The sequence below is a fragment of the candidate division KSB1 bacterium genome (assembly GCA_034521575.1).
GTDB lineage: Bacteria > Zhuqueibacterota > Zhuqueibacteria > Residuimicrobiales > Krinioviventaceae > JAXHMJ01.
On record JAXHMJ010000005.1, the window covers coordinates 115,949 to 141,948 of the forward strand.

The 26,000-nt window shown below is 46.8% G+C and carries 23 protein-coding genes; 7 read left to right on the forward strand and 16 right to left on the reverse strand.

The features are described 5' to 3' along the window. The first annotated feature begins 123 nt into the window (after positions 1 to 123). On the forward strand, positions 124 to 747 hold the full coding sequence (locus tag U5R06_13360; GenBank protein MDZ7723755.1) for a hypothetical protein: 624 nt from the start codon (positions 124 to 126) through the stop codon (positions 745 to 747). Positions 748 to 862: 115 nt separating this feature from the next. On the opposite strand, the gene U5R06_13365 is transcribed toward U5R06_13360, so the two are convergent. Continuing rightward, positions 863 to 1,105 carry a hypothetical protein gene (locus tag U5R06_13365; protein ID MDZ7723756.1) on the reverse strand — a complete coding sequence of 81 codons (243 nt, stop codon included), beginning with the start codon at positions 1,103 to 1,105 and terminating at the stop codon, positions 863 to 865. An 8-nt stretch (positions 1,106 to 1,113) separates the two neighbouring features. Here U5R06_13365 and U5R06_13370 point away from each other — a divergent pair, with 8 nt between their 5' ends. Continuing rightward, positions 1,114 to 3,000, forward strand: a complete 1,887-nt coding sequence (locus U5R06_13370) for a SpoIIE family protein phosphatase (GenBank protein ID MDZ7723757.1) — start codon at positions 1,114 to 1,116, stop codon at positions 2,998 to 3,000. Positions 3,001 to 3,712: 712 nt separating this feature from the next. Here the strand turns inward: U5R06_13370 and U5R06_13375 are convergent. The 9 genes from U5R06_13375 to sprA (U5R06_13415) all read right to left on the reverse strand — a co-directional run bounded on the left by U5R06_13375 (position 3,713) and on the right by sprA (U5R06_13415) (position 16,156). Next, entirely contained in the window at positions 3,713 to 4,696 is a 984-nt protein-coding gene (locus U5R06_13375; GenBank protein MDZ7723758.1) for a FlgD immunoglobulin-like domain containing protein, read from the reverse strand. Between the two features lie 222 nt (positions 4,697 to 4,918). Next, positions 4,919 to 5,887, reverse strand: a complete 969-nt coding sequence (locus U5R06_13380; protein ID MDZ7723759.1) for an MBL fold metallo-hydrolase RNA specificity domain-containing protein — start codon at positions 5,885 to 5,887, stop codon at positions 4,919 to 4,921. After that, entirely contained in the window at positions 5,887 to 6,465 is a 579-nt protein-coding gene (gene pdxT, locus U5R06_13385; GenBank protein ID MDZ7723760.1) for a pyridoxal 5'-phosphate synthase glutaminase subunit PdxT, read from the reverse strand. The genes U5R06_13380 and pdxT overlap by 1 nt, the downstream gene beginning before the upstream one ends. Further along, complete coding sequence (gene pdxS, locus U5R06_13390) at positions 6,459 to 7,343, reverse strand: pyridoxal 5'-phosphate synthase lyase subunit PdxS (GenBank protein ID MDZ7723761.1); 885 nt, start codon at positions 7,341 to 7,343, stop codon at positions 6,459 to 6,461. Before pdxS ends, pdxT begins: the two co-directional genes overlap by 7 nt. A gap of 160 nt (positions 7,344 to 7,503) precedes the next feature. After that, a complete protein-coding gene (locus U5R06_13395) occupies positions 7,504 to 8,163 on the reverse strand; it encodes a DUF4390 domain-containing protein (protein MDZ7723762.1) in 660 nt (219 codons plus the stop codon). A 77-nt stretch (positions 8,164 to 8,240) separates the two neighbouring features. Then, the gene (prmA, locus tag U5R06_13400; protein ID MDZ7723763.1) at positions 8,241 to 9,110 is read right to left on the reverse strand and encodes a 50S ribosomal protein L11 methyltransferase; all 870 of its coding nucleotides are present in this window, start codon (positions 9,108 to 9,110) and stop codon (positions 8,241 to 8,243) included. 1 nt (position 9,111) lies between these two features. Beyond that, entirely contained in the window at positions 9,112 to 10,008 is an 897-nt protein-coding gene (locus tag U5R06_13405; GenBank protein MDZ7723764.1) for a M28 family peptidase, read from the reverse strand. A gap of 23 nt (positions 10,009 to 10,031) precedes the next feature. Continuing rightward, positions 10,032 to 14,027 (reverse strand): cell surface protein SprA, encoded by a 3,996-nt coding sequence (gene sprA, locus U5R06_13410; GenBank protein MDZ7723765.1) that lies wholly within the window; start codon positions 14,025 to 14,027, stop codon positions 10,032 to 10,034. Further along, positions 14,027 to 16,156, reverse strand: coding sequence for a cell surface protein SprA (gene sprA / locus U5R06_13415; protein ID MDZ7723766.1), 2,130 nt, complete (start codon positions 16,154 to 16,156; stop codon positions 14,027 to 14,029). Before sprA (U5R06_13415) ends, sprA (U5R06_13410) begins: the two co-directional genes overlap by 1 nt. A gap of 210 nt (positions 16,157 to 16,366) precedes the next feature. Here sprA (U5R06_13415) and U5R06_13420 point away from each other — a divergent pair, with 210 nt between their 5' ends. Further along, positions 16,367 to 16,903, forward strand: coding sequence for an LptF/LptG family permease (locus U5R06_13420; GenBank protein ID MDZ7723767.1), 537 nt, complete (start codon positions 16,367 to 16,369; stop codon positions 16,901 to 16,903). Then, a complete protein-coding gene (locus U5R06_13425) occupies positions 16,848 to 17,741 on the forward strand; it encodes an LptF/LptG family permease (protein MDZ7723768.1) in 894 nt (297 codons plus the stop codon). The genes U5R06_13420 and U5R06_13425 overlap by 56 nt, the downstream gene beginning before the upstream one ends. Here the strand turns inward: U5R06_13425 and U5R06_13430 are convergent. The 6 genes from U5R06_13430 to U5R06_13455 form a co-directional block, all read right to left on the reverse strand. Beyond that, positions 17,722 to 18,270: a response regulator gene (locus U5R06_13430; GenBank protein ID MDZ7723769.1), complete on the reverse strand. Its 549-nt coding sequence runs from the start codon at positions 18,268 to 18,270 to the stop codon at positions 17,722 to 17,724. The two genes, U5R06_13425 and U5R06_13430, sit on opposite strands and share 20 nt — an antisense overlap. After that, on the reverse strand, positions 18,179 to 19,096 hold the full coding sequence (locus U5R06_13435) for an ATP-binding protein (GenBank protein MDZ7723770.1): 918 nt from the start codon (positions 19,094 to 19,096) through the stop codon (positions 18,179 to 18,181). Before U5R06_13435 ends, U5R06_13430 begins: the two co-directional genes overlap by 92 nt. After that, complete coding sequence (locus U5R06_13440) at positions 19,074 to 19,733, reverse strand: response regulator (protein MDZ7723771.1); 660 nt, start codon at positions 19,731 to 19,733, stop codon at positions 19,074 to 19,076. Before U5R06_13440 ends, U5R06_13435 begins: the two co-directional genes overlap by 23 nt. Before the next feature lie 3 nt (positions 19,734 to 19,736). Beyond that, the gene (locus tag U5R06_13445; protein MDZ7723772.1) at positions 19,737 to 20,156 is read right to left on the reverse strand and encodes a response regulator; all 420 of its coding nucleotides are present in this window, start codon (positions 20,154 to 20,156) and stop codon (positions 19,737 to 19,739) included. After that, positions 20,146 to 22,335: a PAS domain S-box protein gene (locus tag U5R06_13450; GenBank protein MDZ7723773.1), complete on the reverse strand. Its 2,190-nt coding sequence runs from the start codon at positions 22,333 to 22,335 to the stop codon at positions 20,146 to 20,148. The genes U5R06_13445 and U5R06_13450 overlap by 11 nt, the downstream gene beginning before the upstream one ends. 146 nt (positions 22,336 to 22,481) lie before the next feature. Beyond that, complete coding sequence (locus U5R06_13455) at positions 22,482 to 23,828, reverse strand: sugar porter family MFS transporter (GenBank protein ID MDZ7723774.1); 1,347 nt, start codon at positions 23,826 to 23,828, stop codon at positions 22,482 to 22,484. A 305-nt stretch (positions 23,829 to 24,133) separates the two neighbouring features. On the opposite strand from U5R06_13455, the gene U5R06_13460 reads away from it, so the two are divergent. The 3 genes from U5R06_13460 to U5R06_13470 are packed head-to-tail and all read left to right on the forward strand — an operon-like array spanning position 24,134 to position 25,882. Further along, positions 24,134 to 24,802: a hypothetical protein gene (locus U5R06_13460; GenBank protein MDZ7723775.1), complete on the forward strand. Its 669-nt coding sequence runs from the start codon at positions 24,134 to 24,136 to the stop codon at positions 24,800 to 24,802. Then, entirely contained in the window at positions 24,766 to 25,224 is a 459-nt protein-coding gene (locus tag U5R06_13465) for a cobalamin-dependent protein (GenBank protein ID MDZ7723776.1), read from the forward strand. Before U5R06_13460 ends, U5R06_13465 begins: the two co-directional genes overlap by 37 nt. Position 25,225: 1 nt before the next feature. Further along, a complete protein-coding gene (locus U5R06_13470; protein MDZ7723777.1) occupies positions 25,226 to 25,882 on the forward strand; it encodes a hypothetical protein in 657 nt (218 codons plus the stop codon). Positions 25,883 to 26,000: the final 118 nt, after the last annotated feature.

Below are 26,000 nucleotides of genomic sequence, written 5' to 3' on the forward strand. Positions count from 1 at the left end.
ATCGGGCGGCGGTTCACCTGAATCCGCAAAGATCACGGAACCGGAATATCATGCAAAATATGTCACCGGGAGATTCAGAAACTAAATTATCAGTTTGAGACCATCCAATAAAAAGGGATTAACATGTTTCTCATTGCAGGGCACCCTCGCAGCGGCACGCACTTTACCAAGGAATTGTTGTCGAAATTCGGTCTGGACATCCGGGGAGAGAAATATGGCAGAAAGCAGAGTTTGCAAGAAGAAGATAATGTCGACGGTATTGTATCCTGGATGCATGTCTACTTGTTCCCGGAGGAATTTCCGGTGGTTCTTCATCAAATCCGGCACCCGCTTCAGGTCATTGCATCCTCACAAACATTGTATAACAATGCCTTTAGACGCATGTTTCGTCAAATCGATGCGCCCAAACGGTGGCTGTTATTCACGCACTTGCGCAGAAAAATCCCTTTTCCGCAGGAAACCGTGACCCGCTGGGCCATGTACACCTGGTTATACTGGAATGAATGGATCGAAACCGATTCGCGGGTCAAACATCAATATCGGGTGGAAAACATCGAAAACGAATGGTACAGTATTCTGGATATACTGGATATTCCGCCTTTGCCGATGCCGGAGTTGAACACGACTGTCAATACGCGCAAGGGACGGTTTCAATCCTTAACCTGGGAGCAGTTGTACGGGATCGATCCTGAATTGACCGACCGTATCCGGGAAAAAGCAATTGACTATGGATATACTCTAGAATAATCCATAAAAAATCGGACATACCTTTGCAGCATGATCATTTTCTATACATTCAGGATTGGTTATCGTTCGTCAAGTAACATGCAATGTGCATGCCAGGTAGCAAGCTTTTTTTATGTTATTGATATTTATTTACTTGCAAAAAATGGGGCGAACCGTTATAATCAGCCGGGACCGAATATTTTTCATCCTCACGAGAATTTTGCGCATTATTTTTTCGGCTGCCTGCAGTATCATACCAGGAGATATTTGAAATATATATTGTATTCTGTTTGTTATGATTATTCTTCAAATCGTTATTTTCGAGTTGGACACCAAAGACCTTACGGTTGCAATGTTGCTCACCCTTAATCGTTTTCAAAAGGACACATGGACAATAAACTTGAAAATCTTCAACAGGAGATAGATACACAGCGCACTATTTTGAACAATCTTACGGAGGGTATCATCGTTGCTGACACAGACGGACAATTTATTTATTTCAATCCTGTTGCGGAAAAAATTCTGGGGATTGGTGCGCAAAACATCAAACCTTCTGAATGGACGCCTGTTTATGGTTGTTACTATCAAGACACAACGACCCCCTATCCCTCTGAACAGTTACCTCTGGCCAGGGCATTGCGCGGTGAAACCGCCCATGACCAGCTTTATATTCACAACACAGCGCGGACAGACGGGGCACATATTGATATTACAGCATCTCCCCTGCGCAACCCAGCCGGCGAGATCACCGGTGGCATGGTCATATTTCGTGAAATTACACATGATGTTCATTCCCAAAAGCTGATTCGTGAAAGCCGCGAACGCCTTCAGGCCCAATTCAAGGGAGTGCCGATTCCAACATTTGTATGGAAATATACAAATAATGATTTCACACTCCTGGATTGCAACAAGGCCGCCGAATCTTTTCTGACTGACCATATAGAAAATTATTTAGGGGCGAAATTGAGTGAAATGTATGCAAATTACCCGGAGGTACAAGATGACTTTGCGCGCTGCTACCTTGAAAAAGCTACATTCAAACGCAAAGTCAGGCATTATTTTAAGGGAATCGGAGAAACCCGGGACCTGTGGGTTACCTATGTTCATGCTGCAGCTGATATTGTCATGGTTCATACTGAAGATGTGACTGAACAATTAAAAGCACAACATGAACTGGAAAAATATTTCAATGCCGTCAAACAAACCGCCGACTCTGTGATGATTACCAATCTCCGGGGAGTGATTGAATATGTGAATCCGGCGTTTGAAGAAACAACCGGATACAGCAGTGAGGAAGCTGTTGGAAACACACCCGCCATGCTGCGTTCCGGGCTGCATGACAATGAATTTTACCAGAATTTATGGGATACCATAACAAACGGTCAACCTTTTCGCGCTACGATTATCAACAAGAAAAAGAACGGTGAACTGTTCTGGTGTCAGCAGACCATTTCCTGCATGAAAGACAATGACGGGAATATCAGCCATTTTGTCTCAGTGACCAAAGACATTACCCATTTAAAAGAAAAGCAGGAAATGGAATTCCGCCTGCGGGTGGCGCACGAACTGCAGCAGCGTATGGCCAAAAGCGTCAGACCGGTCAAAGGTTATGACATTGCCGGGCGAACCTTTTCAGCGGTTGAGACATCCGGCGACTTTTTTGATATTATCGACATGCCCGATGGTCAGACAGGGATTGTCATCGCCGATGTGTGCGGACACGGAATCGGCGCCGCCATGATCATGGCGGAGACCCGTGCGTTTCTGCGTGCCTTTGCCCATAGTGAAACCGACCCGGCCACGATACTCGAACGTCTGAATCGTGAGTTGGTGATTGATCTGAACGCAGAGCATTTTGTCACACTGGTTCTGGCGCGTATTGATCCGGATAAACAAACTCTGGTTTATGCCAGCGCCGGTCACGGCAAGGCATATCTGTTAAATCGAAACGGATCCGTGCTTGCCGAACTGGCAAGCACCGGCATCCCGCTCGGGTTTATGCAGGACGTGGACTATACCAACAGTGTAACATACAATCTGTCTGCGCAGGATATGCTTGTTCTGTTGACCGATGGGGTGTCTGAAGCACACAACAGCAAAGAGATACAGTTTGGGGATAAAAGAGCGCTCGAGGTTATAAAAAAACACAGAAACGAATCCTCCGCATCAATCATTGAAACACTTTATACCCAAGTAGGCACATTCACAGGCAGACAGGCGCCGGAAGATGATATGACAGCCGTGATCTGCAAAGTGAATCCGCAGACAGCCTGACGGTAAACTCGGCATGATTATAAAAGTCGCACCTCGCCATCCAACACAAATAGTTTCATGATACCGAAAAATTGGTTACAAATTTTTGAACATTAACCTGCGATCCAGCAGAACGCGACGCTCTCGACCATTTTGTCATTGTGGGCGGCGGACCTACGGGGGTGGAACCGGCGGAATTCAAGCGCTATATCCTGGCAAAAGATTGCCACGAGACTCAATCCGACAGGATGATAATTTATTGAATTGAAACGCTACCAAATCCATTGCCGCAATGGTCAGCGACAGCCGAAACAGCCATCCCATGCTCGCCGCTGTTGCCATACAGCAGGGAGTAACTTGGCAAACAATTGATGCGATTGACTTCCAACCCGGAGCAATGTGAACCGTTCCGATATAAAAACAAAGGCATGCTCCCAACTATCGGCAAGACCAGATCTGTGGCAGACATCAAACGACTGAAACCAAGCGGTCTGCCTGCCTGGATGATCTGGGCAAGCGTACATTTTTACTTTATGGGGGGATTAATAATAAACGTTTGGCACGATTGAGCTGGTTTTATCATTACCTCACAGATGATAAAGCCAATCGGCACATTTTGAGAGGAATTAAAGCCGAGCCGCAAAAGGAACCCTGAACAGAAAATGAGTCCAACCCCGTACACAGAATTCTTCCCGGACAGAAATCCGGGAAGGATATCACAGTTTTCGCCTGGTTATTTTACTTTGCTGATTTTCTTGACGCATGCATAGCCACCCGCCGTGACCAATCGCACCAGATAAATACCACTGGATACCTGGAACCCCATCGCATCCGTTCCATCCCAGAGCAACAGATGCGCCCCTCTATCCTGAACACCGCGAAACAGCGTTGTTACTCGTTGACCCTGCTGATTGTAAATATGTAGTTCAATTTCCTGCGTTTTCTGTAATTGATATGAAACTCGGGTTAAAGGATTGAACGGATTGGGGTAAACCGATAAAACCGCAACAGATTCCGGCTGCAAATTTGCAGTTACCCGTGTTCCGACAGTGTAATTTACCGGCCCGTAAAACACAGATTCACCGGTGATATATATTTCCTCAAGTTTATACCAGTATACAATTTCCGGGACAGCAGGTATATCAGCAAATTCATACAAGCGTCCACAATCGCATCCTGTATTTGCTGCAATGATGTTTTCAGTAAGAGAAACATAGCCTGAATACTGCTGTGCACTGCGCCATATCCGGAATCCGGCAACATTGAGACTGGATTCGAGCTGCCATTGAACCACAGGAAACGCGTGGTCGTTAGTGCTGACAGACAATGACTGCAAAACAACAGCGATGGGCTCAGAGGTGGATGCGCCTTCGGTCACTTCCATGCAGGCGCTGGTTTCCAAAGCATCGTTGCCATCTCCGTCATCGCGATGACGAATTTCTATCACATAGGTTTTGCCGCCCGTCAGGGATACCGTGCCGGTCAAACTGCCGCTGCCGTTATCATCATTTGAATAATACCTCAATAAATCCGTACCGTCATATACAATATTTGATTCATTTCCATGCTCATAAACGTAGATATCATAGGCTGCGTCATTGGTCTCCTGATTGGCATGAGAGGTAAATTGTGATTGTACAAAATAGTCGGTATTGCTGGACGGGCTCACAGTTGTACTGATAACCGGTTCAAGCGTAGCTCCACTACTAGTCCCCACATACCCGTCACTGCATTGGGAATCGATATTAAAAAACTGACATCTGAAAAGACAGATGCGGAAAAAAACATCAAAATAAAAACAGTTATCAAGCTTTTCATACCTGTCCCCTTTTTAAACGTCCGACTGAAGCAGAGATAATTTTCAGCAACACATTTTTTTCTCCTAGTGGGTCGGAGAAATCAAATTGTTTACCTCGAGACCTTTAGATATGTAACATCTTTACAATATCGTAAATTCCGAGGTATCCGTCAAATATTCCGCCTTGAATCCGATATCTCTCAAATAGTGTGGAAATGATTTGGCCCCGTGTGTCGTGAACACATGCTGAGGATCAACCTGGCGGACGAAATCAAGCAATTCCTGAAAATCTGCATGATCACTGAGGGGAATGGCGTGGTCGCAGCGGAAATGCGGTCCGCCGTCACGGCCGGCCCAACCGGAAAGCAGGACCTTGCGGTTGCGCGGCGGCAAATTTTGCACTTTTCTGAATCGCAGCAGATGCGGCGGGATTAAAAGCACTTCGTTCGGTTCCACCGGTTCATCTTTCCAGGGCGTGCAGCGCTCAAAGGTGACGCCGTATCTGCGGTAAATTTTGGCGATTTCCCACGCCGCACGATGAACCCGGATGCGGTATCCGCCGTTTTCCAGGATTTTCATGGCTTCCTGGGCTTTTCCCAGACTGTACCCCATAACGATCGGCGTGACACCGATTTTAAAACAATCCTCGATGAACCCGTACAGCTCCTGTTCCAGATGCCCTTGCGGATGATCATAGACATATTCAGGGCTGCCGAATGTGGATTCCATAATCAAAAGATCAGCCTTTGGAATTTCGATCTGTCTCGCGGTAAGGCTGGGTTTCACTTTAAAATCTCCGGTATACAGCAACGACACTCCTTGTACCTCAATCCGGATCATCGCTGAACCCAGTACATGTCCGGCGGGATAAAGCTCGATACAAATATCGCCCAAGTCGTATTTCTCACCAAACTCCAGTTCAATAACCTGTTTTTGCCGGGCACGCAACGCGTGGAACGCAGCGGTGACCGGAGTGGCCAGAATTTTATCATGATTTTTCAGGTGATCGGCGTGTCCGTGAGACACAAAAGAGTAGGTGGTTTTTCGGTGGGCGTCCAGCCATAGCTCATGGCGATGGAGTTTGATGCCCTTTGGGTCATAAAAAAACATCAGGGTCTGTCCAGTTTATTGATGAAATATTCGTGTACTCTGAGATCAAGAGTTAATTCCGGATGAAACGTTGCAGCCATAAGATGTCCTTGTTCCACCCAAACAACATGTTCGCCAAGCCGCGCCAGGACCCTGACCGTACCGGTGATTTTTTCGATTTTGGGAGCACGGATAAAAACACCTTCAAACGGCTCGGTATCCTGTTCCAATTGGATATCATCAATAAAAGAATCGACCTGACGTCCATAGGCATTGCGCCGGACCGAGATATCCATTACCTTCAGGCTGTCACGGTCATCATTACAAATTTCTTGGGCCATGAGTATACATCCCGCACACGTCCCGAAAACAGGATGGGTCTCGGCGAACACTTTTACAGCATCCCAGAGATCATGTTTTTTCATCATATACCGGAGGGTGGTGGATTCTCCGCCCGGAATGATCAGGCCGGAGCATTCCCGCAGCTGCTGCGGATTGCGCACCAAAACAGCTGCAGCTCCCAGGCGTTCCAGCATGCGCTGATGTTTTTCAAAATCTCCCTGAACAGCCAGTATGCCGGGATTCTTTGAATTTACCATCCGCGATTGGCCATCCGCTCTTCTTCGGGCAGTGTGTCAATATTTATCCCAACCATAGCCTCACCCAATCCTTCGGAGACACGGGCGATCAGATCAAAATCCATATAATGCGTGGTTGCGGAGACAATGGCTTCTGCGCGTTTTTGCGGATTTCCGGATTTGAAAATACCGCTGCCCACAAACACGGTTTCCGCGCCCAGCTGCATCATTAGAGAAGCATCCGCCGGTGTGGCAATACCGCCGGCAGAGAAATTGGGGACCGGTAATTTTCCGGATTTCTTGACCTCCCGGATCAGGTCGACCGGGGCGCCCAGATTTTTGCCTTCATCAACCAGTTCCTGGTCAGTGAGCTGTGTGATACGGCGTAGGCCGCTCTGCACAGCACGCATATGCTTGACCGCTTCGACAACATTACCGGAGCCGGCTTCACCTTTGGTGCGGATCATCGCAGCGCCTTCAGCGATACGGCGCAGGGCTTCTCCCAAATCACGGCAACCGCAGACAAACGGCACTTTAAACTCCCATTTGTTCACATGGAACGACTCATCCGCCGGTGTCAGCACTTCACTTTCATCAATAAAATCAATACCCATCGCCTGCAGTAACTGAGCCTCTGCAAAATGTCCGATTCTGCATTTTGCCATAACCGGAATCGACACAGCTTCTTTTATGGCATTGATGACCTGAGGGTCCGACATGCGCGCAATACCGCCATGCGCGCGAATGTCAGCCGGGATACGTTCCAGAGCCATGACAGCGACAGCGCCGGCATCCTGCGCAATTTTTGCCTGCTCAGAGGTGGTGACATCCATGATCACGCCCCCTTTGAGCATTTCAGCCAGCCCGACTTTTAACTTTAGATCTTTTGCATCTTTCATAATAAACTCCATCAATTAAGCTCCCAAGAAGCATTCAATGTAAAGAAAATCAAAACAAATATCAATACATTTTTCAGCAAATAGTGCCGGCATATAGCGTGAGTCTATAACCCGTCAGTAGCTGGATTCGTTCCCCGGTTTTTAAGACTCGGAATATATTCTAATCAATATATTCAATAGCCCGGTCGGATGTGATTCTGAAATTATCTGTTTTTAGGGAAAAGGTTTTATCTCCCAGTCCCAGCAAATTCAAAGCAGTTTGCCAGATAGAACCGGAATGGCCTGCCCCCCGGCGCTGGGACTCGTTCGATTCCGGCAACACCCCTCGTATTGCATCATACGTATCCACGGACAGAGGCGCAAATTTTACACGGATGGTGATACAGTACTGAGCATCCGGTTCCAGGTCATTAACAGGAATCAGTTCAATCTCCTGCATTTGTGTGCATTTCTTTCGAATGGTTTCTAAATTAGAAGTGAGTCGGTCTTCCCCCGGCATCTGAATTCTGAACTTGTGTTCCCAGTTGTCATAGGACAATTGAACGGGATATTCATATTCGCGTACAATATTATTGATCAGCGGCCGGTCTCTCCATACCTGAATTTGATGCGACAAGCGGGTAATCGCACCGCGTTTCAAACTATTGACGGTGTTATCATCCAGTACAGGTTTCAGATGATAGGACATGACCAGCATTCCGTCGCGTACGACCAGCGTATCCACCACAGGATCAGCCGGGAATCCCCTGCGAGGCAGGACCAGCATCAACCCGGTCAGGATAGCAAACAATAAAAGATTTTTAGCATCCGGTTTATACATGCTCCACTTTCTCAAGACCAGTCTCAATGTACTAAAGAATGAAAAAAATCACAAGTTTTGTTTAAACGGATACAAGATCAGTTCTTGACGGTTTCGAACATCAGCCACTCATCGCGCTGACGGACCTGTCTCACCTGCAATCCGGCTTGATGACAGGCTTGGGTAAAGAGACTGCGCTCTGTATCCAGAATACCGGACAGTAAACACATTCCGCCGGGATTTAAATAGTCTGAAAAACGCGCCAACAAAGGTAAAAGCTGGGTACGGTTCACATTTGCCAGGATCATATCAAATCCGGATTTCCGCACCGTATCCATCGTTCCGGTAACCACCTGAATGCGGACCCCTTGCCCGTTTTTATCCGCATTGCGCCGGGTGGTTTGAGCGGCAACCGGATCCATATCAAACGCAAAGACAGACGCGGCGCCGAATTTCAGCGCTGCAATCGAAAGAATCCCGGTTCCGCACCCCACATCCAGAACCCGGCAGCCGGGATGAATCAAATGTTCCAGCGCTTTTAAAATGAGAAACGTTGTTGCGTGAGTGCCTGAACCAAAAGCCATTTCCGGGTCTATTTCTATCACATGTTCGGGGACCGTTTGAGGCAGATCACACCAGCTTGGTTTGATCAGCAGCGATTGTCCCACAGGAATCGGCTTTAAATCTTTTTTCCACTCTGATCTCCAGTCTTTAACCGGACATTCGATGATCTCAACATCAATATCGACCGGCATATTTATACGCGTGCGCAAAGCATGCAGGGATTCCGATATCTGTTGCGCCAAAGATTCTACATTGTCGTCATGTTGAAAAAAAGCCAGCAAATGCGTATCCATATCCTGGATACCGGATGCGCCCAGTTCGAATAATTCATTGCTGATCCATTCGCTGTTTTCGGGAGTAACCGCTGCATTAACCTGAATATAAAATTCCTGGTTTTGGCCCACTTCAGTACTCCTCATAAAGAATAGCGGTCACAACCTTTCCCACCTGTTCCAGACTGTACGGACTGCAGTATTCAGGAGTGTCATTGACCGTGTGCCATTGCGGATAATAAAAATCAATGATATCCACACAGGGTATGCCGGCCTGCAGCAAGGGAATGTGATCATCATAAACCGCATATTCGGGCTGCGGTATAAATGCGGACATGCCCAGCTCTGCTGCTTTATTCCAGATCCGATCCACCAGGAATCCGGCGTACTTTACAGAGTACTGTTCCTGATAGACCGTCAAATCCGCATCGCCGATCATATCCAAAAGAATACCATATCGGGGCGCAAACCGGTTGGCGTATGTTTTTGCAAACGCAGCGGAGCCTCTCGCCCAACTCTCTGTGTCCTCATGCTGCCCCGCGTCTTCAGCATCAAAAAATACAATATCAACCCCTATAGCTACGGGAAAATCCGATAATAGTTCCGCCAGGTGCATTAAAACGGCGACACCCGAGGCGCCGTCATTGGCGCCCAGCACCGGTTTGTCGTGATTGGACGGATCCGGATCGCTGTCCGCCCAGGGCCGGGTGTCCCAATGTGCGCAAAGCAACACGCGGTCACTCGTTTGCGGCTGAAATCTGGAGATCACATTAACCGCCCGGACCGTGCGCTGTGGTTTGCCGAATGAGAACATAAAATCCTGGGTAAAAACCGTATCCGCGCGCTGTTTCATGAATTCAAGAAAATAGTTCAGACATTCGGCATGTCCTTTTGAACCCGGCACGCGCGGACCAAACTCGCATTGTTTCTCAAGATATTCAAACGCTTGTGTTCCGCTGAAATCCGGGGGGGTGGAGAACACCGGAACAGCGAATAACAGCCAGGCGCTGCACATGATCCTGATAACCATTATATTTCTCCAGAGATACGCAATTAATTGCCGCGAATCGCGATGCTCACATTGATACCCAATTCTTTATAGGATGTATCACCGATTTGCTTGTTATGATTTTTTCCCATTTCGAAATACAAACCGCCGTTGACACGCGAACTAAAACTATAGTTGACCTGAGGTCGCAGCAGCCATTTCCCGGTCTCTGAGGTGACTTCATAGCCCTGCCCTCTGTTCTGCATTGTGGCCGTGTTCCCAAAAGTAAACCGCAGCGAAATATCAACAGCGTTTTTCAATCGGCGCTTTCCAAACAGCGTAAACGGCAGCTTGAAATTCCCGCGTTTGGAATAATCCGCGGTGATCGATAGATCTTCGCTCTCCGTCAGAGTACCGGAACTGCCGGAAACCATAGAGATTTGTTGCTTGGTGGATTTGTTGTAACTGATATTCACGGATATACCGTTTTTCATAGTCAGATTCACACCGACAAACGGACGGAACTGGGTATCCTTGGTCTCCTGAGTGACTTTTTCCACGCCTTCCTCCAATGTAAAGGTTTCGCTGGCGCGCCCGGAACGGGAATGGTCGATGGAAAACCGGGTGACATAATCCTTGATAAACGGCAATTTTTCCAGACCGCCCACCTTGATGCTCCATGTGGGAAACGGTTCGCTAAAATCATCCTGCCAGACCAGCCAGCTTTTGGAGCGTTGACCGGTGGTCTGGGTGCTTTTGTTGAAATTATAATTGGTATCATATCCAAAATTCATCCGGATATTGCGAGTGAATCGGAGGCCGGATTTCAATCCAAAGGATTCGCGCTCACTCTCTGAACCACTGCTGCTGGTGGTTCCCACGGAATTCTCATCGATTTCGCGTTCAACACCGATGTCTCGCGTCAACCCAAATTGAAACGGTATGGTGGGAATGCCGGCCAGTCCGTAAATGGAAACGTTCTGATCCCGATTGTAATTGTAACTGATCGGATCGAAAATATTAAAAACCTTGGTTAATGAACCCAGGATGGAAAAGCTGCTTCCGCTTCCGGCTTTTTCATCCCCCCCTCGGCCGCTACGTCCCCGGTTCTGCGGCTTCGGCCGACCGACACTTTTGAACAGCGTGGAAAAATCCAGAGAGCCGTTGCCTTTAAATGAGCGGTTCTGTGTGGTATTGCGCGCCGACGTCTTTTGCTGCCGGTTATAGGCGTACTGGAAACTGACGGAATAACTGATATTCGTATTGAACCAGGAGAACAATTTGGGTTTGAAACTGATAGACGAGTTTTGATTGACGTTGCTCAAGACACCCAGCTGCAAGGTTTGTATTTCATCCCACAGAGAATCACCGGGAACATCCCGCAGGTCATTGACATAGTTGCGGCTGTAATTCACAGACAGCGCATCGATCACCTTTAAATTGGTGGAAAAATCACGCCGGATGGTGAACGAGCTGTTGGACGATTGCAGTCCAGAGCGCTTTAAGGATTCGTTAAAGTTACGGTTGCCCGACACTTTGGTGCTGATGCTCTGCGGTGTATAGTACAGTTTCATATCACTGAGTTTAACCAGCAGGGGAATATTTTCCAGAAATTTGAGCGGAAAAACATAGTTATCCGGACCAAAATTCAACCTCCAGCTTATATTTCCCTGTTCACTCTTTTTCCGGTTGTATTTTATGGTTGAACTGCTGCTCTCGCCCTCATTCCGGCTGTAGCTGATATTGAACGGAGAAATAATGTTTTTGACAAAGAAATTCTGCGAGCGGGAATCTATTCCGAAACTCACACTTAGACCTTTACTCTCGCTGAGATTGCGGATAGCCTCCAGAGTAGAATCCGGCAAGCTGTCCGTTACTTCAATGTCTTCATTGGGGAGATACTTGGGCGTCGATTCCGAGCGCGAATACGTGACCGTAACCGGCATTTTGACTCCCAGTTTGGCAGGTAAAAATTTTCCGGTTTGTATAGTGGAACTAAAATTACCGCTAAACTCGTTATTACCGTTTCCGAACCGCTGTCCGACATTGTGGAATTCGGCGTCCTGCTTGTTCATTTGCCCGTTAAAGGTCAACAAATCCGCCCAGGAAAAGTTGACGCTGGCGCGCATAGCCACGCCTTTTTCCTTTTTCACATTCGAAAGCCGCAGTTCATTCAGATATATTTTCCCGGAGAACGGCAGATATTCATGGTTGTTGATCACACCGGCTTCCAGCATTTGAATATTGCGAAGGGCGGGCTCGCCATAAACAATCCATTGTTCACCGCCCCGTTCTTTGACAAACACATTGACGCCGCCCGTTGTATCCACAATGGTTCCGGTCACTTTGATCTGCGACAATTCGATCAGATCCACTTCAATATCATTCTTGTTCCATCCCTGATAGACCGGTCTGCGCACTTCATAATAATTCTCTTCATCATATCCGAATCTGAAAAAGAATTCCACTTGACTGGAATCTTTTGTAATATGACGCGCTGTGGTATCTTCGCCATACACAAACATCTTTAAAGTGCTGTAATTAATATAATCCTGTCCCGATGGAAATATTTTTTGAATTTTGCCGTTGTATCCCGGCTGCAGGCCGTTCACATTCAACACAAGCGCCTGTTCTTTAGCGCGCGCTTTGGTGATCCGGTCCACTTCACCCTCCACTCCTGCCGGCGGCTGATATTCCGGATTATCTTCTGTATTGATGACCGATACGGTCACAATAGAATCGGCTTCCACATCATAGTTTAGAGGATCCATAGGCTGTGCCACACCCTGTTCTTTCCAGCGGCTGCCCACCAGGTTCATCTCTGCAATCCAGATCTGCTGCGGGTCCGTAGAGTTGAATCCATCCACCCAAATACGGATGTATTCAATCAGGGAAATATCCGGTGAGCCGACTTTTGTGCGTCTGGGGGCTGCGACATCGATCGGAATCCGATACAGACGCCAGCCAAAATCTTCATTTGTTTCTTTGTCGATACTGGCACCGGACACGAAATCCCGGTAATCCTGGCTGTTATGATTCAGATTGATTTTGTAGGAAAAATAATCATTTCGAAGATCCAGATCACCGTTGGCGTTCATATCCTCGGTATCGGGATACCGGCCCTTGGCGTCGTTCTGATTGTTTTCCGTGCCGTTGGCTTGTTTCGGCGTCTTGCCCAAATCTCTGCCCTGAGGCTCGTAACTCCAATTGTCATAACTATACGGCTCCCCGGGATCCTTGACACCGTTCTGATTCAAATCCCAGAAATCGCCGCCGGCCTGCTGGGCAATGGGACTATCATCACTCATCCCGTCCAGACCGATATCCTCGCCGTCATCCAGCAGTCCGTTTCGGATCCCGTTCACCAGCTGGTCTTCGGTGTCAAACTCGCGGTTGGGAATAATATCCTCGGATATCTGCCCCATTTCAATATGCAGGTTCGCAGTCGTACTCGGCATATTTTTTATCCAGACTTCAATAAACTTGGTTTCCGTCTGGTTGGCCATACCCGAAGACAATGCTTTCTGAATACCGTTCCAGGACGAATCCGGAGCCTCGGCGGTTTCGCTGGGATGGAATTCCATTTTCAAAATATTGGTACGCTGGGCCACATTGGCATTCAAATCCTTGTTGGGCTTGATATACTGTATGGGATACTGTTCATACGGATTCCAATAATAAAGCCGACCGCGGTTGCTCAAATCGCGTTCTTCGTAATCATATTTGCCTTTCGGCGGCGATGCATAACTCCAGCCGCTTCGAATGATCTGCAGCGGGGTTTCGCGTTTCGACGCTTCAAAATCATCAATATAGGCGACACCATCGTGATCGCCGGTCTGATCATTGTTACGGGTATTCGGATTCGGGATAATCTGGGCGATTTCACCCTCGAATGTCAAAGTCGACGGTGCGCGCGTGTTTACAAACGGGATAAAATTCGCCATCTTTGTCAAAAAGAACGGCTCCAGCTGCAGCATGGTATTCAAATCCCAGATAAAATTACGCATGGGGCCCTTGCCCACCCGGATTTTTTGATCCATGGTGGATTCGTTCAGATACATTATCGTGGCGCCGATAAAAGAATCATCCCACAGGCCGTACTCCGCTCTGGCCCCAATATGGTGGTCTTGTCCACCTGAAACATTTTATTGCTTTCATAAGTGATTTCCAGATTGGCGTTCGCTGCTGTGGCCTGTTCATTCAGAATGCGCAGGGTACCGGTAAAATAGTCAATGGTATAATCGACATTGCGGGTGAGAGGCCGGCCGTTCAGCGTCACTTCCTCTGATTCTTCAATCACGTTCATCCCCAGATTGTATTCCGAGCTCTTGGTTTCCGACTTTATTTCAATGTAAAAGTCAGTCTGCTCATTGATCACATCCTGAACCGTGGTGTCATAGATAGCAGGAGCCAGTTTACCCTCAAGCATTTCGCGCAATTCAGGATCACCCGGATCAAACGGCCGCAAATGCGGGAACATGACCTCGCCGCGGGCATAGTTGATAATATTGGGATTGTTGTCGACAATATCATCAGGCTGATCCTCACCGCTCAAATTGGACTTGTCCAGGCCAAACGCGGTAAGCCAGGATATTTTTTTGCCTTTATACGTGACGGTTTCCTGAGGATCGCCGGCGGACGGTTTGTAATAGATATGTATTTCAAACCCGTCCTGGGGTATATTGCGTCCGCCCAGACTGTAAACGTTTTTCCATTCCAGCGGCCAGGTGGTATCACTGGGACGCGGATTTTTGGTCCGCAGCAGCCGCAGCTGAATCACCCGATCGATCTCTGAATTAAAATTAATATTTCCGCGTATTCGTCCGGAGCTGTCTTTATAGGCAACCGCCAATACCTGGCCTTCACGCAGTGACTGGTTCATGCGGATATAACCCAGCTGATCCTGGATATAGTACTCGTCCTTTTCCAGGCGACGAAAATAACCGCGGTAATGTTCTTCATCAACGATGGACGTGTCGCCTTCAATGATCACCATCTGATCCTGCTTGTCTTCAGGCGGCACCCAGGCCCAGCCGCGCCGGGAATCCGGGTATTTTTGCTGATAATTGGGTTCTGACAGATAAACCTCGATACGCGCGACACCGCGATCCGGATCTACAATAAAAGCGCCGTCTTCATTTCGATTCAAATATTGTTCTCGATAATAATCACTGAGAAAAAAATAGGTTCCGGTTTTATACCGGGAAATATCAATCTGTTTGGTTTCATCCGATGAACCGCCACTGATGGATAATTTTTTCTTTTCGCCTTTTTCCTGACTGATCACGGTGGTCAGACTCAACGGTCCAATTTTGGCGTCGGTTTTGATCCCAAACAAGCCGCTGCTCTTCATACTGGCGCGTACAAACCGGGTCCCGGGCAGGCTGATCGAGATATTACCGGCTTCGATCGATTTGATAATCTCGTCTTCATAGCCTTCATAATGCAGACCGATGCGGTTTTCAAAGTCAAAGGCACGCTCCGAATCCTGATCGATATCAATTGTCACTTTGTCCCCGACATGCCCGGACACATTGAATCTCTGAGTCTGCTCCATCTTGAACGAATTGTTAGAGCCGCGGTTCATGGCTGTCCGCACCTGGCTGCGGCTCTCATTTCGAAATCCGCCGTTGATATCAATATTTCCGGTCACATCCAGACCAACATTGCCGCCGCCGAAAATGCGCTGAAACGTCTTGCTCTTAATTTCCACCGGGATATCAATGCGAATGGCGCCGCCGCTTCCGTCCCGGCGTTCGTCTGTAAGACGACTGAGGGTGGTCTGCACCAGTTGCTCATGGAAATATCGCTCCCGGCGCTCCCGGACATACTGCTCCAACGTCATATAACGTGGAATGCGCACCGGAACCTCACCCAGCGTTTCCTGAAAATTGATATTTTCACCCGTCGAATCAATCTCCACCGTCCGCTTTAAACTACTGAGGTTGTTACTCAGATACGGTGATCGCAAACCATCCTTATGCAGCCCCGTAAATGAGTGACGGGATTCCAGAGTGACGCGCGGATCGGACGCTCTGCTGCGTACCCGCAGACCGATATAATCCTTTGCTTTTGCGCTAGAATCATCAGCAGTGTCCGCAAACAGCATTCCTGATGATGCAAACATACCCATGAATGCAAGAAAATAAAGGGAAACGCGTTGATTGATAAATGTTTGAATTAGAGCCATAAAGACTTTGAATCTCTTTCAAATGGACTGTTAATTATGTTCTCAAAAGTCTCTATAAGCTCCTCCATGGCTTGATCTGATTTGCAAATCATTAATTTAGAAAATTTTGCAAGAAATTCAACAGAAATAAAAAACGTTGATTGTCATTTTGTTAAATATTATATTTTTGTTAAAGTTCCTGTTTTATTAAAATTTCTGGTATAATTATTCATGTATATAATTTGGCGTTACATCATTAAGGAACACAAGAGTCCGTTCTTCTTCGGACTCGGAACCCTGACTCTTGTTTTTTTGTTAAACCTTGTTTTTCGTGAACTGGGTCGCATTTTGAGTCGAGGCCTGGGATTTACGGTCATTGCCGAGTTTTTCATACTCAATTTGGCCTGGATTATAGCTCTGGCTATTCCCATGGCTGTGCTGGTTGCAACATTGATGGCATTCGGCCGTCTGTCCGGAGACGGTGAAATAACGGCTATGAAATCGAGCGGTGTCAGTATTTTGTTTATGATCTTTCCTGTTTTCATCATGTCTATTTTAATGACTCTGTTCCTGATCTGGTTCAACAATTCTGTACTGCCTGACGCCAATTATCAAACCAAATTGTTATGGAGTGACATTGCCAGAAAACGTCCGACTTTGCAGCTGGAGGCCGGTGTGGTATACAAGGACCTGGACAAATATTCTATTCTCGTTGAAGAAATCGAAAGAGACACCGGACACCGCCTATGTCAAAAACATTTCCATTGAAGACAACAGCGATCCCAAATCCAGTAGCTACATTTTTGCCGAGCGGGGGAAAATCTTTCTCAACCGCCGCACCGGCATGCTGCACCTTCTGCTTTTCGACGGCGAAATGCATGAACTCGACATTAGTAACATGGAGGAATACAGAACCGTCCAGTTTCCAAAACAGCTGCAGACCATTGCTGTGCCCGAAATGATCCTGAGACGCAGCGACAAAGGAAGCCGCGGCGACCGTGAAAAGAGCGCCCAAATGATGCAGGCGGAAATCAAAGAATATCGGGCGCGTATACAGGATCACGAGAACAAGCAGACCCGGTTGATACAGAATTATTTTCAAACTATGCTGCCTCAGACCTCAAACCCATCATCAGAGGATGACAGCGCTATCTTTACGCGGGAAAAAATATTTCAAACCCATCAGCAATTGCTCCACCAGCTGCAATCCATGCAAAACACCCGAAACATCGGACATATGAGAAAAGAAATATCCAAACTGTCGGTTGAAGTGCAGAAAAAATATTCGATCCCCGTCGCCTGTATTGTGTTCATACTGGTGGGAGCCCCGCTGGGGATCATGGCCCGGCGCGGCAATATGGCAGTCGCCGGAGGTATCGCATTTGCCTTTTTCCTGCTGTACTGGTCCACACTCATCGGCGGCGAAGAACTGGCGGATCACCAGTACATTACCCCGTTTATGGCCATGTGGTCTGCCAATATCATCTGCGGGATCGGCGGATTTTACCTGATATTTCACTCGATTCACGAAATCACGTTTTTTAACTGGAGCAAATTCTCGGATTTTTTCAAAAACCTCAATTTTTTCAGTCGCACCGGGGCGTAATCATTTCTGATACAGCCTGCAAACAGACTGACCGCGCCTTTTCTACTCTTTGCTTTCCAGTGTTTTTTTTACGCTTTTGACCAGCTCTTCCGGCAAAAACGGTTTGGGAAGCAGCGTGTCCTGGAACTTCCGGATCCAGGTTCTCAGAAATCCGGTCATCCAGATAACCGGATGTGAATAAAATCTTTATAGACTTGTCCTGACTGCGCACCTTTTTCACCAGCTCGCCGCCGCCCATTTTGGGCATTACCACATCGACAACCAGCATATCCACGCTTTCGCCGGAATTTTCCAGAAAATCAAGCGCCTCTTCTCCGTTTCCAGCTGTGAACACGGAATAACCATAATTTTCAAGCACCATTTCCGCAAGATTGCGGATTTCCTCTTCATCATCCACCACCAGTACCCGGCCGGCGCCCTGAAAATCATCCAGCTTTTCACTGGCTTGAGCCGCCTGTTCTTTTTTGGCAGCCTGCCGGGAAGAGAATGGTAAAAACGGTTCCCTTGCCCGGATCACTCTTGACGGCAATATCACCTTTGCTCTGCATGATTGTTCCGTAAACGGTGGAAAGCCCCAAACCGGTGCCTTGCTTTTTGGTGGTGTAAAACGGTTCAAAAATTTTGCGCCTGGTTTCGTCATCCATGCCGGGTCCGGTATCGGCAATGGTAATCTTTACAAACTCTCCGTCTTTATCTTCAAAAGGCTCCAGGGGATGGTCTTTGCTGATGTTGATATTTTCAGTCTGCAGCGCTACCTTGCCGCCTTCGGGCATGGCATCCCGGGCGTTCAGGATCATATTCATGACAGCCTGTTCAAACTGACTGGGATCAATATTGGCGAGATCCAAATCCTTGTCCAGGTCAAGTTCCACATCAATATTTTCACCGACACTGCGTTCAATGACCGTAGAGATATTTTGAAGCAGAGCCGAAACATCGGTCAGTTCATTCTGCAGCATCTGGCGGCGTCCAAACGCCAGCAGCTGGGCGGTCAGGGAAGCTGCGCGCTTGCCGGCATTGAGCACCACATTCAGATTTTTTTCCAGTTTTTCGTTGCCCTGGTTGCGCAGCAGAGCCATCTCGGTATTACCGTTGATCACAGTTAACAGATTATTGAAATCATGCGCAATACCTCCGGCCAACTCCCCAATGGCTTCCATCTTTTGTGAATCCGCGAGCTGCATCTGCAGTTTTCTGCGTTCCGAAATATCCCGGGCAATGGCCTGATACCCCATTATTTTATCATTCTCATAGATCGGCGCGGCATTAAATTCCAAAAACGCTTTGGAATCATCATCAATCGGCCATTCCAGCTCATGATGTTTGACCACCTCACCGGCCCCCAAGCTGATCAAATATTTTTTGCAGTCCGGTATGATCGAAATCTTTGACCAAATTCTTGCCGAGCACATCGTCCGGTTGTTTTTTCAAAATCCGCTGTATAGAAGGTGAAACATATTGAATTATGGCATCCAAATCACAAAAAATGATCAAATCGAATATATTTTCCGTAATGCGCTTGAATTTTTCTTCACTCTGACGCAACTCTTCGGTACGTTCTTCAACCAGTTCCTCAAGGCGTTCACGGTACTGTTCGAGCTCCTGGTCATTTCTGTTTTTTTCCAGCGCTTTTTCGATGGTCACGCTCAGGGTTTTGAGATGCAGGCCCTTGCCCTCATTATCCTTGATCAGATAATCCGAAGCGCCGGCTTTCATCGCCTCGACAGCTATCTCTTCATTGCCGCTTCCGGTCACCACAATATACGGCGTATCCTTGACCAGGGGATAGAGCTCAGAGCAATTTCCGTCCCCCAGATCCCAGTCCATGATGACAGCGTTATATTGTTTTTCGTCCAGACACTTGATAGCCTCCTGAACCGAGCCGGCCAGTTCAAAAGAAAATGGAAAATCCTTTTGCTCGGCGTGACGCTTGAACGCCATTTGATCTACAACATCATCTTCAACAAATAATATATGCGCCTTTTTCGACATGCGTCAATCCTCCTGAGGAAATTCACTTAATCGCCAATATTTGATGATCACCTGAATCATTTCAACAAATTTATCATAATCGACAGGTTTGACCATATAACCGGAAATCCCGAGTTCAAAACTCTCGATTTTATCCTGCTCTTCGGTAGATGTGGTCAGAATCACAACCGGAAGTTTTCTAAAATCAGGATCATTCCGGATAAAGCGTAAAAACTCGATGCCGTTCATCCGCGGCATATTGATATCCAAAAGAACAATGGCCGGGAGTGTGCCGCGGTTTTCATTCAAATATTCAACACCTTCCACACCATCGGTGCAAAAGACAACGCAGTTGGGGATGCCGAGCTGCTTGAACACGCGTTCGATGGTCATGGCATCCACACGGTCATCTTCCAACAGCAATACGTCTCTGTTATTTCGCATGGTCATACTCGAGTTTGGATTCATCCAGAAAAGAAAGCGGAAACTGAATAATAAAATCCGCACCCTGTCCCGCTTCTGATTTGATCCGAATCTGACCATTGTAATTCTCGACTATCTTTTTCACCAAAGTCAAACCCACACCTGTGCTCTCAACAACGTCCCGCGGCGTTAGAGTCTGGAAAATCTGAAAAATTTGTTCATGATACTTTTCTTCTATTCCCGGACCGTTATCAATAATATGAAACTCCAGATGTTCCTGCTTTTTTACATATTTAACATTGATCTTGCCCTGGGTCTTGTCCATATATTTGACGGCATTGCCGATGAGATTCATAAAAACCTGTTCCATACGGGTGGGATCGGCATAGACCACCGGCATATCATCAGTATGAAACTGAATCGAATCCGGCGCATTGATATCCTGCCAGACATCGGAAACAACCTGGTTCAAGTCAACCTTGCGCTTGTGTTCTTTAACGCGGCCGATACGTGAGTATTGCAGAATGCCTTCGATCAGTTTGTTCATCCGGTGAACCCGGTGAATCATAAGAGAAAATTTTTCCTGGCCGTCCTCATCGATCACACTCTTATAGTCCTCTGCCAGCCAGTAAGACAGCTGACCGATGGCACGCAATGGGGCTTTGAGATCATGTGAGACAATATAGGCAAAACTTTTCAGTTCCTCATTTGTGGACTCGAGCTCTTCATTGACCTGCTCCAGAGAACGTCGGGATTCATTGACGTCATTCAGAAGCATCTGCATGGTTTCCTGTGACTCTTCGAGTTTTTTGGTTTTTGTCTCCAGTTCCTGTGTGCGTTCTTTGACCATACTTTCAAGTTTTTCCGAATAATCAAGCAACTTTTTTTCAGCGCGTTTCTGACCGGTGATGTCCCGGTGGATACCGGATACAATGAGCGGTTTGCCGGTATGATTTTTCTTGATCACTCGCCCGTCGGTCGCCACCCACTTTTCATCTCCCTGTAACGACTTTATTCGGTATTCAACACTGAATCGATCCCGTTCTCCCAGAAAATGGAAATTCAGCGCCTTGCGAAGTTCAGGCTGATCTTTATTATGGACCAGATAGAAATAATCATCAAATGAACAGGACATGAGATTATCACGGAAATTGAAAATTCTGCGGCAGATCGAATCAAGGGTCATGCGATTCGTATCCAGATTCCATTCCCAGAATCCAAGTTCCGCTCCCTCTAACGCCAGACGCAATTGTTCCTCGCGCTGCTGAATCACCTCTTTTGCGTGTTTGCGTTCTGTGATGTCTTCAAGCAAAGCAATCAGGAAATTGGAATCCGAAGCAATATCATGCACATCCGTAAGCCGCAACTCTGTCCAGAGTACATCGCCTTCCTTTCGGATAAAGCGTTTTTCAGCCGTGTAGGCGCCGCGCTTTTTCAAATCTTTTAAAAAATAATGCATATCCAGAATGACATCATCAGGATGCAGCAGTTCCTGAAACCGCTTGTAGCGCAATTCGTTGCTGGTGTATCCAAGCATGTCCTGGAAATGTGGATTGGCTTCCACAATTTGTCCCTGATAATCAAACGTGATCATGCCGATGGGTGATTGGTCAAACAAAGCGCGGAACCAGCGTTCACTCTGAATAAAAGCACGCGTGTGCTCCTGCACTTTGCTCTCCAGATTTTCATACAATATGGAATAGCGGGAAACCAGAGCAATCACATTGGCGACTTTTTCCAGGGTAACCTGCAGTTCCATCAACTCGCTCTGCTGACCGATATCAAATAAAAAGATCACGCCAACCTGACTGCCGCCGACGTGAAGCGGAATGATAAAGGCATTTTCATATCCCAGCTTTTGGATCAATGGCGCAACTGAATCATTTCTCCTGGCTTTAAAGTAAGAAACCGGTTCGCTTAAATCATGACTACAGTCACACAATTCCTGAATATCATCGGTTACCAGATTATTTTTTTCAGGAACAGGGTAGACCGCCTTGAGCACATGATTGTGGACGGAACTGTCGGAATCGCATAGAAAAAGGGCGCTCACCCGTGTGTTCAGCTGTTCTGTAAGCTGCTGAACGATATATTGATACATGGAAGAAGGCTGGTCCGCCGTCTCCAGAATGCGATGAACGATTTCAACAACCAGCGTGTCAACTGCACTTGAATCCTGATCCTTACGCTTGTTGGGCATTATAGCGCTCCGTATTCAAAACATTCTCCGGAATCAATGCGGCAAAAACCAATCCAACACCTGAAACGAAACATGTTATATTTAATAATATAATGCATTTAAAAACCACTTTTATTGCTGTTACTATCTTTATACGGTGTAACGACCTATTGAATATCCAGCATGGTTTGAATCTGTTCGAGAGACACATTCTTGGTTTCCGGCATCACCTTGAGTACCCAGATCAGCTGTCCAACCATGCACAGCATATAAAAAGCAAACACAGTTCCTCCTGAAACTGAAGCAATGACCGGAAATGTCCAGGAGATCAATGCAGCCATAAACCAGTGGGTAAAGCTTCCAAGCGCCTGTCCGCGCGCCCGGACGCGGTTCGGAAATATCTCACTGATAAACACCCAAATCACGGCTCCCTGCCCGAACGCGTGAGATGCAATAAAGACAAGCAGACTCACCAGCACAATCAAACCACCGGTTTCTGTAAAATCATTTCTATAAAAGAAAAAGGTCAGAGCCGTGATGCCCAGACTCACAATATAGCCGATCGAGCCAAAAATCATCAGTTTTTTTCTGCCGATTTTATCAATAACCGTTAAAGCGGCCATTGTAAATATCAGATTGGTGCCGCCGATGACAATAGACTGGAGAAAAGATGCGGCTTCGCCGGCTCCGGCCATCCGGAATATGTGGGGTGCGTAATACATAATCGCATTAATGCCGGAAAGCTGATTAAACACCGCGATCATTACCGCGAGTAGAATGGGTTTTGAATATTTTTTACTGAAAAAGCGTTCATGCAACGCATTGAACTCCTGGCTCAACGAAGCCTGAATTTCGTGAATTTCATCCTGAATCCGTCCGGTATCTGTGCCGCATTGCTTCAGCACATCAGCGGCCTCGTTGGCACGATCTGCAGCGACAAGCCAGCGTGGACTGCGAGGCGTGGAGAATAAAAGCAGGAAAAAAACAGCAGCAGGTACAGCCTCAACAGCAAACATCCAGCGCCATTCAATATCGCCGAGGCCCATATTGGTAATGATATAATTTGAGAAAAAAGCAACCAGAATGCCGAAGACAATATTGAATTGGGTGAGTCCAACCAAACGTCCGCGGAAACGCGCCGGTGAAATTTCCGCAATGTACATGGGAGATACCACTGAAGCGCCGCCGACAGCCAGTCCGCCCAACAAACGGAAGATCAAAAAGGAGGGCCAGTTCCAGGCCAGGGCGCTTCCGAGAGCGGATACAAGATAAAGCACAGCTAAAATAAACAACATGAACCGGCGTCCCCAGACATCCGACGGCCGGCCCACTGCCAGAGCTCCAATGATCGTTCCGATCAAGGCACTGGCCACGGTAAAACCCAGCCAAAACGGGCTGAGATCAAACACCAATTCCAGCCAGTGCGTGGTCCCTGAAATGACAGCCGTGTCAAACCCGAACAAAAATCCGCCCAGCGCCGCCACAGCAGAGCCAAACAGCAGTTTCGACTTCATAGTTACTCCCTGTTCCCGTTTGTATGAAAAGTATGTTTTGAACAGTAATTTTTCAGTTTATTAACCTGCGTCACATCAAGTTTTATGATTCATATTTTCCCCTCCTTTTGCCATTCCACTATCATGCATGATAAAAGTCGCATAAATCCGGGGATTGACAATGAAAGAAAAATAAATAATTTATTCCTGAATGACAACCGAAAAATACAAAATATTATTTGTGGCTACAATACGTTTGAATAAGAAAGGAACATTTGGCTCTAATTTTGCTATAATATTAAAAAACAATTCACAAGGAATAAACCATGAACGCACCGGACATCGCTTTGACATCCGAAGAATTAACGACCCTTGAACATGAAGTGGAGAATTTGATCGGGTTTGTCAATGAATCCATGAGCAACCGAAGCGATATCTCCGAGCTCATCGGAATGAGTTCAACGGAGATGATGCAGGACAATCACCGCAACAGCGCCAGATTTATCCTCACCAGCGTCTCAATCGGCGATTTTAGAAAACTCAAAGACACCATGCCATGGGTGTATGCCACCTATCACAATCACGGATTCTCTTATCAATACTTTGCTATAGTGTTTGAAACCTGGATTCAGGCTGTCCACAAGTTTATTGACCCGCCTCTGTCTGAAAAATATGCTGCGATATACGAATGGCTCTCGGAACATCACAAAGACTGGATTGAATTATCACAACATTACACATCGGAAAACATTCAGCCGCCAAAAGAATGGAGCCGGATTCAGGACCAATTTCTCAACGCTTTGCTGGCAGCCGATACCTCAACATGCCTTGAACTGGCAAACACGCATATTCAGACGCACACAGATGTTCAGCACTTTTATCTGGATGTCATACAACCTTCGTTGTATGAGATTGGCATTTATGGCATAATAATGAGATCAGTGTATCCCAGGAGCATTTGGCGTCATCCATTGTCACTCGCGTCATGTCGATGATATATATCAATAATTTCACATCAAAAGGCGATAAAGGCAAGGTCGTGATCACAGCAGGAGCGAACGAGTTTCATGAAATTGGAGCATGGATGATCTCGGACTTGCTCGAGATGAACGGATGGGATGTTTATTATTTAGGGTCCAATACACCGGAATCCGATCTCTATCAGATGCTGCTTGCGGTGCAGCCGCATATTCTCGTCATTTCGGTAACGATGTTTTTCAACCTTTCCTCGGCCGCATTCGTCATTCGTGCAATCAAACAGAATCCGGATATTCAAAATATTAAAATTCTACTGGGCGGGGCTGCTGTAAAAGCCGATCCTGATTTAACAAAAAAGCTGGGTGCGGATGCGACTGCGGATCATGCCGTTGAAGCATTGAAACTTGTGAATGATTTAGCACCTCAAACCGGAGCCTGATATGATAACCGATATCACTGATGATCAATTAAAATCGTTTTTTGAACAATATATACAGGACTATACAGAACTGGTGATATGTGTCCTTGATTCACACGATTACATCACGGCAGGGAATTCAGCGTTCAGCGCGTATATGGATCCAGCCGATGCATTGCAAACACTGCATATAAAGGATATCCTGATATCACCGGCATATAAAGAATTGCGCACAAAAGTCAAAGCCGGTGAGAGCTTTCAGAACATCATGACTATACAAAACCCCGCGCAAACCGCCCAAAAAACATTGAAATTCACTGTATTCCCAAAAGATCCGGGCGCTGTGTTAATTGGTGAATTCCTGTACAGCTCGGACCAAAAAGTGGTTCAAGAGCTTTCGACCCTGAACAGCCAGCTGGCAAATACAACACGTAAACTGCATCGAAAAAACAAAGAACTTGAAAAAGCCTATGAAAAAATAAACACCTTAAACGGACTTTTGCCCATCTGTGCCAGCTGCAAAAAAATCCGTGATGACAAGGGATACTGGAATCATGTCGAGGAATATATCTCTGAACATTCCAGAGTCGATTTCTCCCACAGCATCTGTCCCGATTGCAGCCGTAAGCTTTATCCTGAATTTTACACTGAAATGGAACAAGAAAAACAAAAGAGATAGCGGAATCCCGCCTGTTCAAATCCCCTCTTTTCAAAAGAATAGTTATCATTGCTGTCTAATCTGCTGTACTCACCATAGCATAATTACTCTCCGAGCCCGACCCTGAAACCCTGCCGCA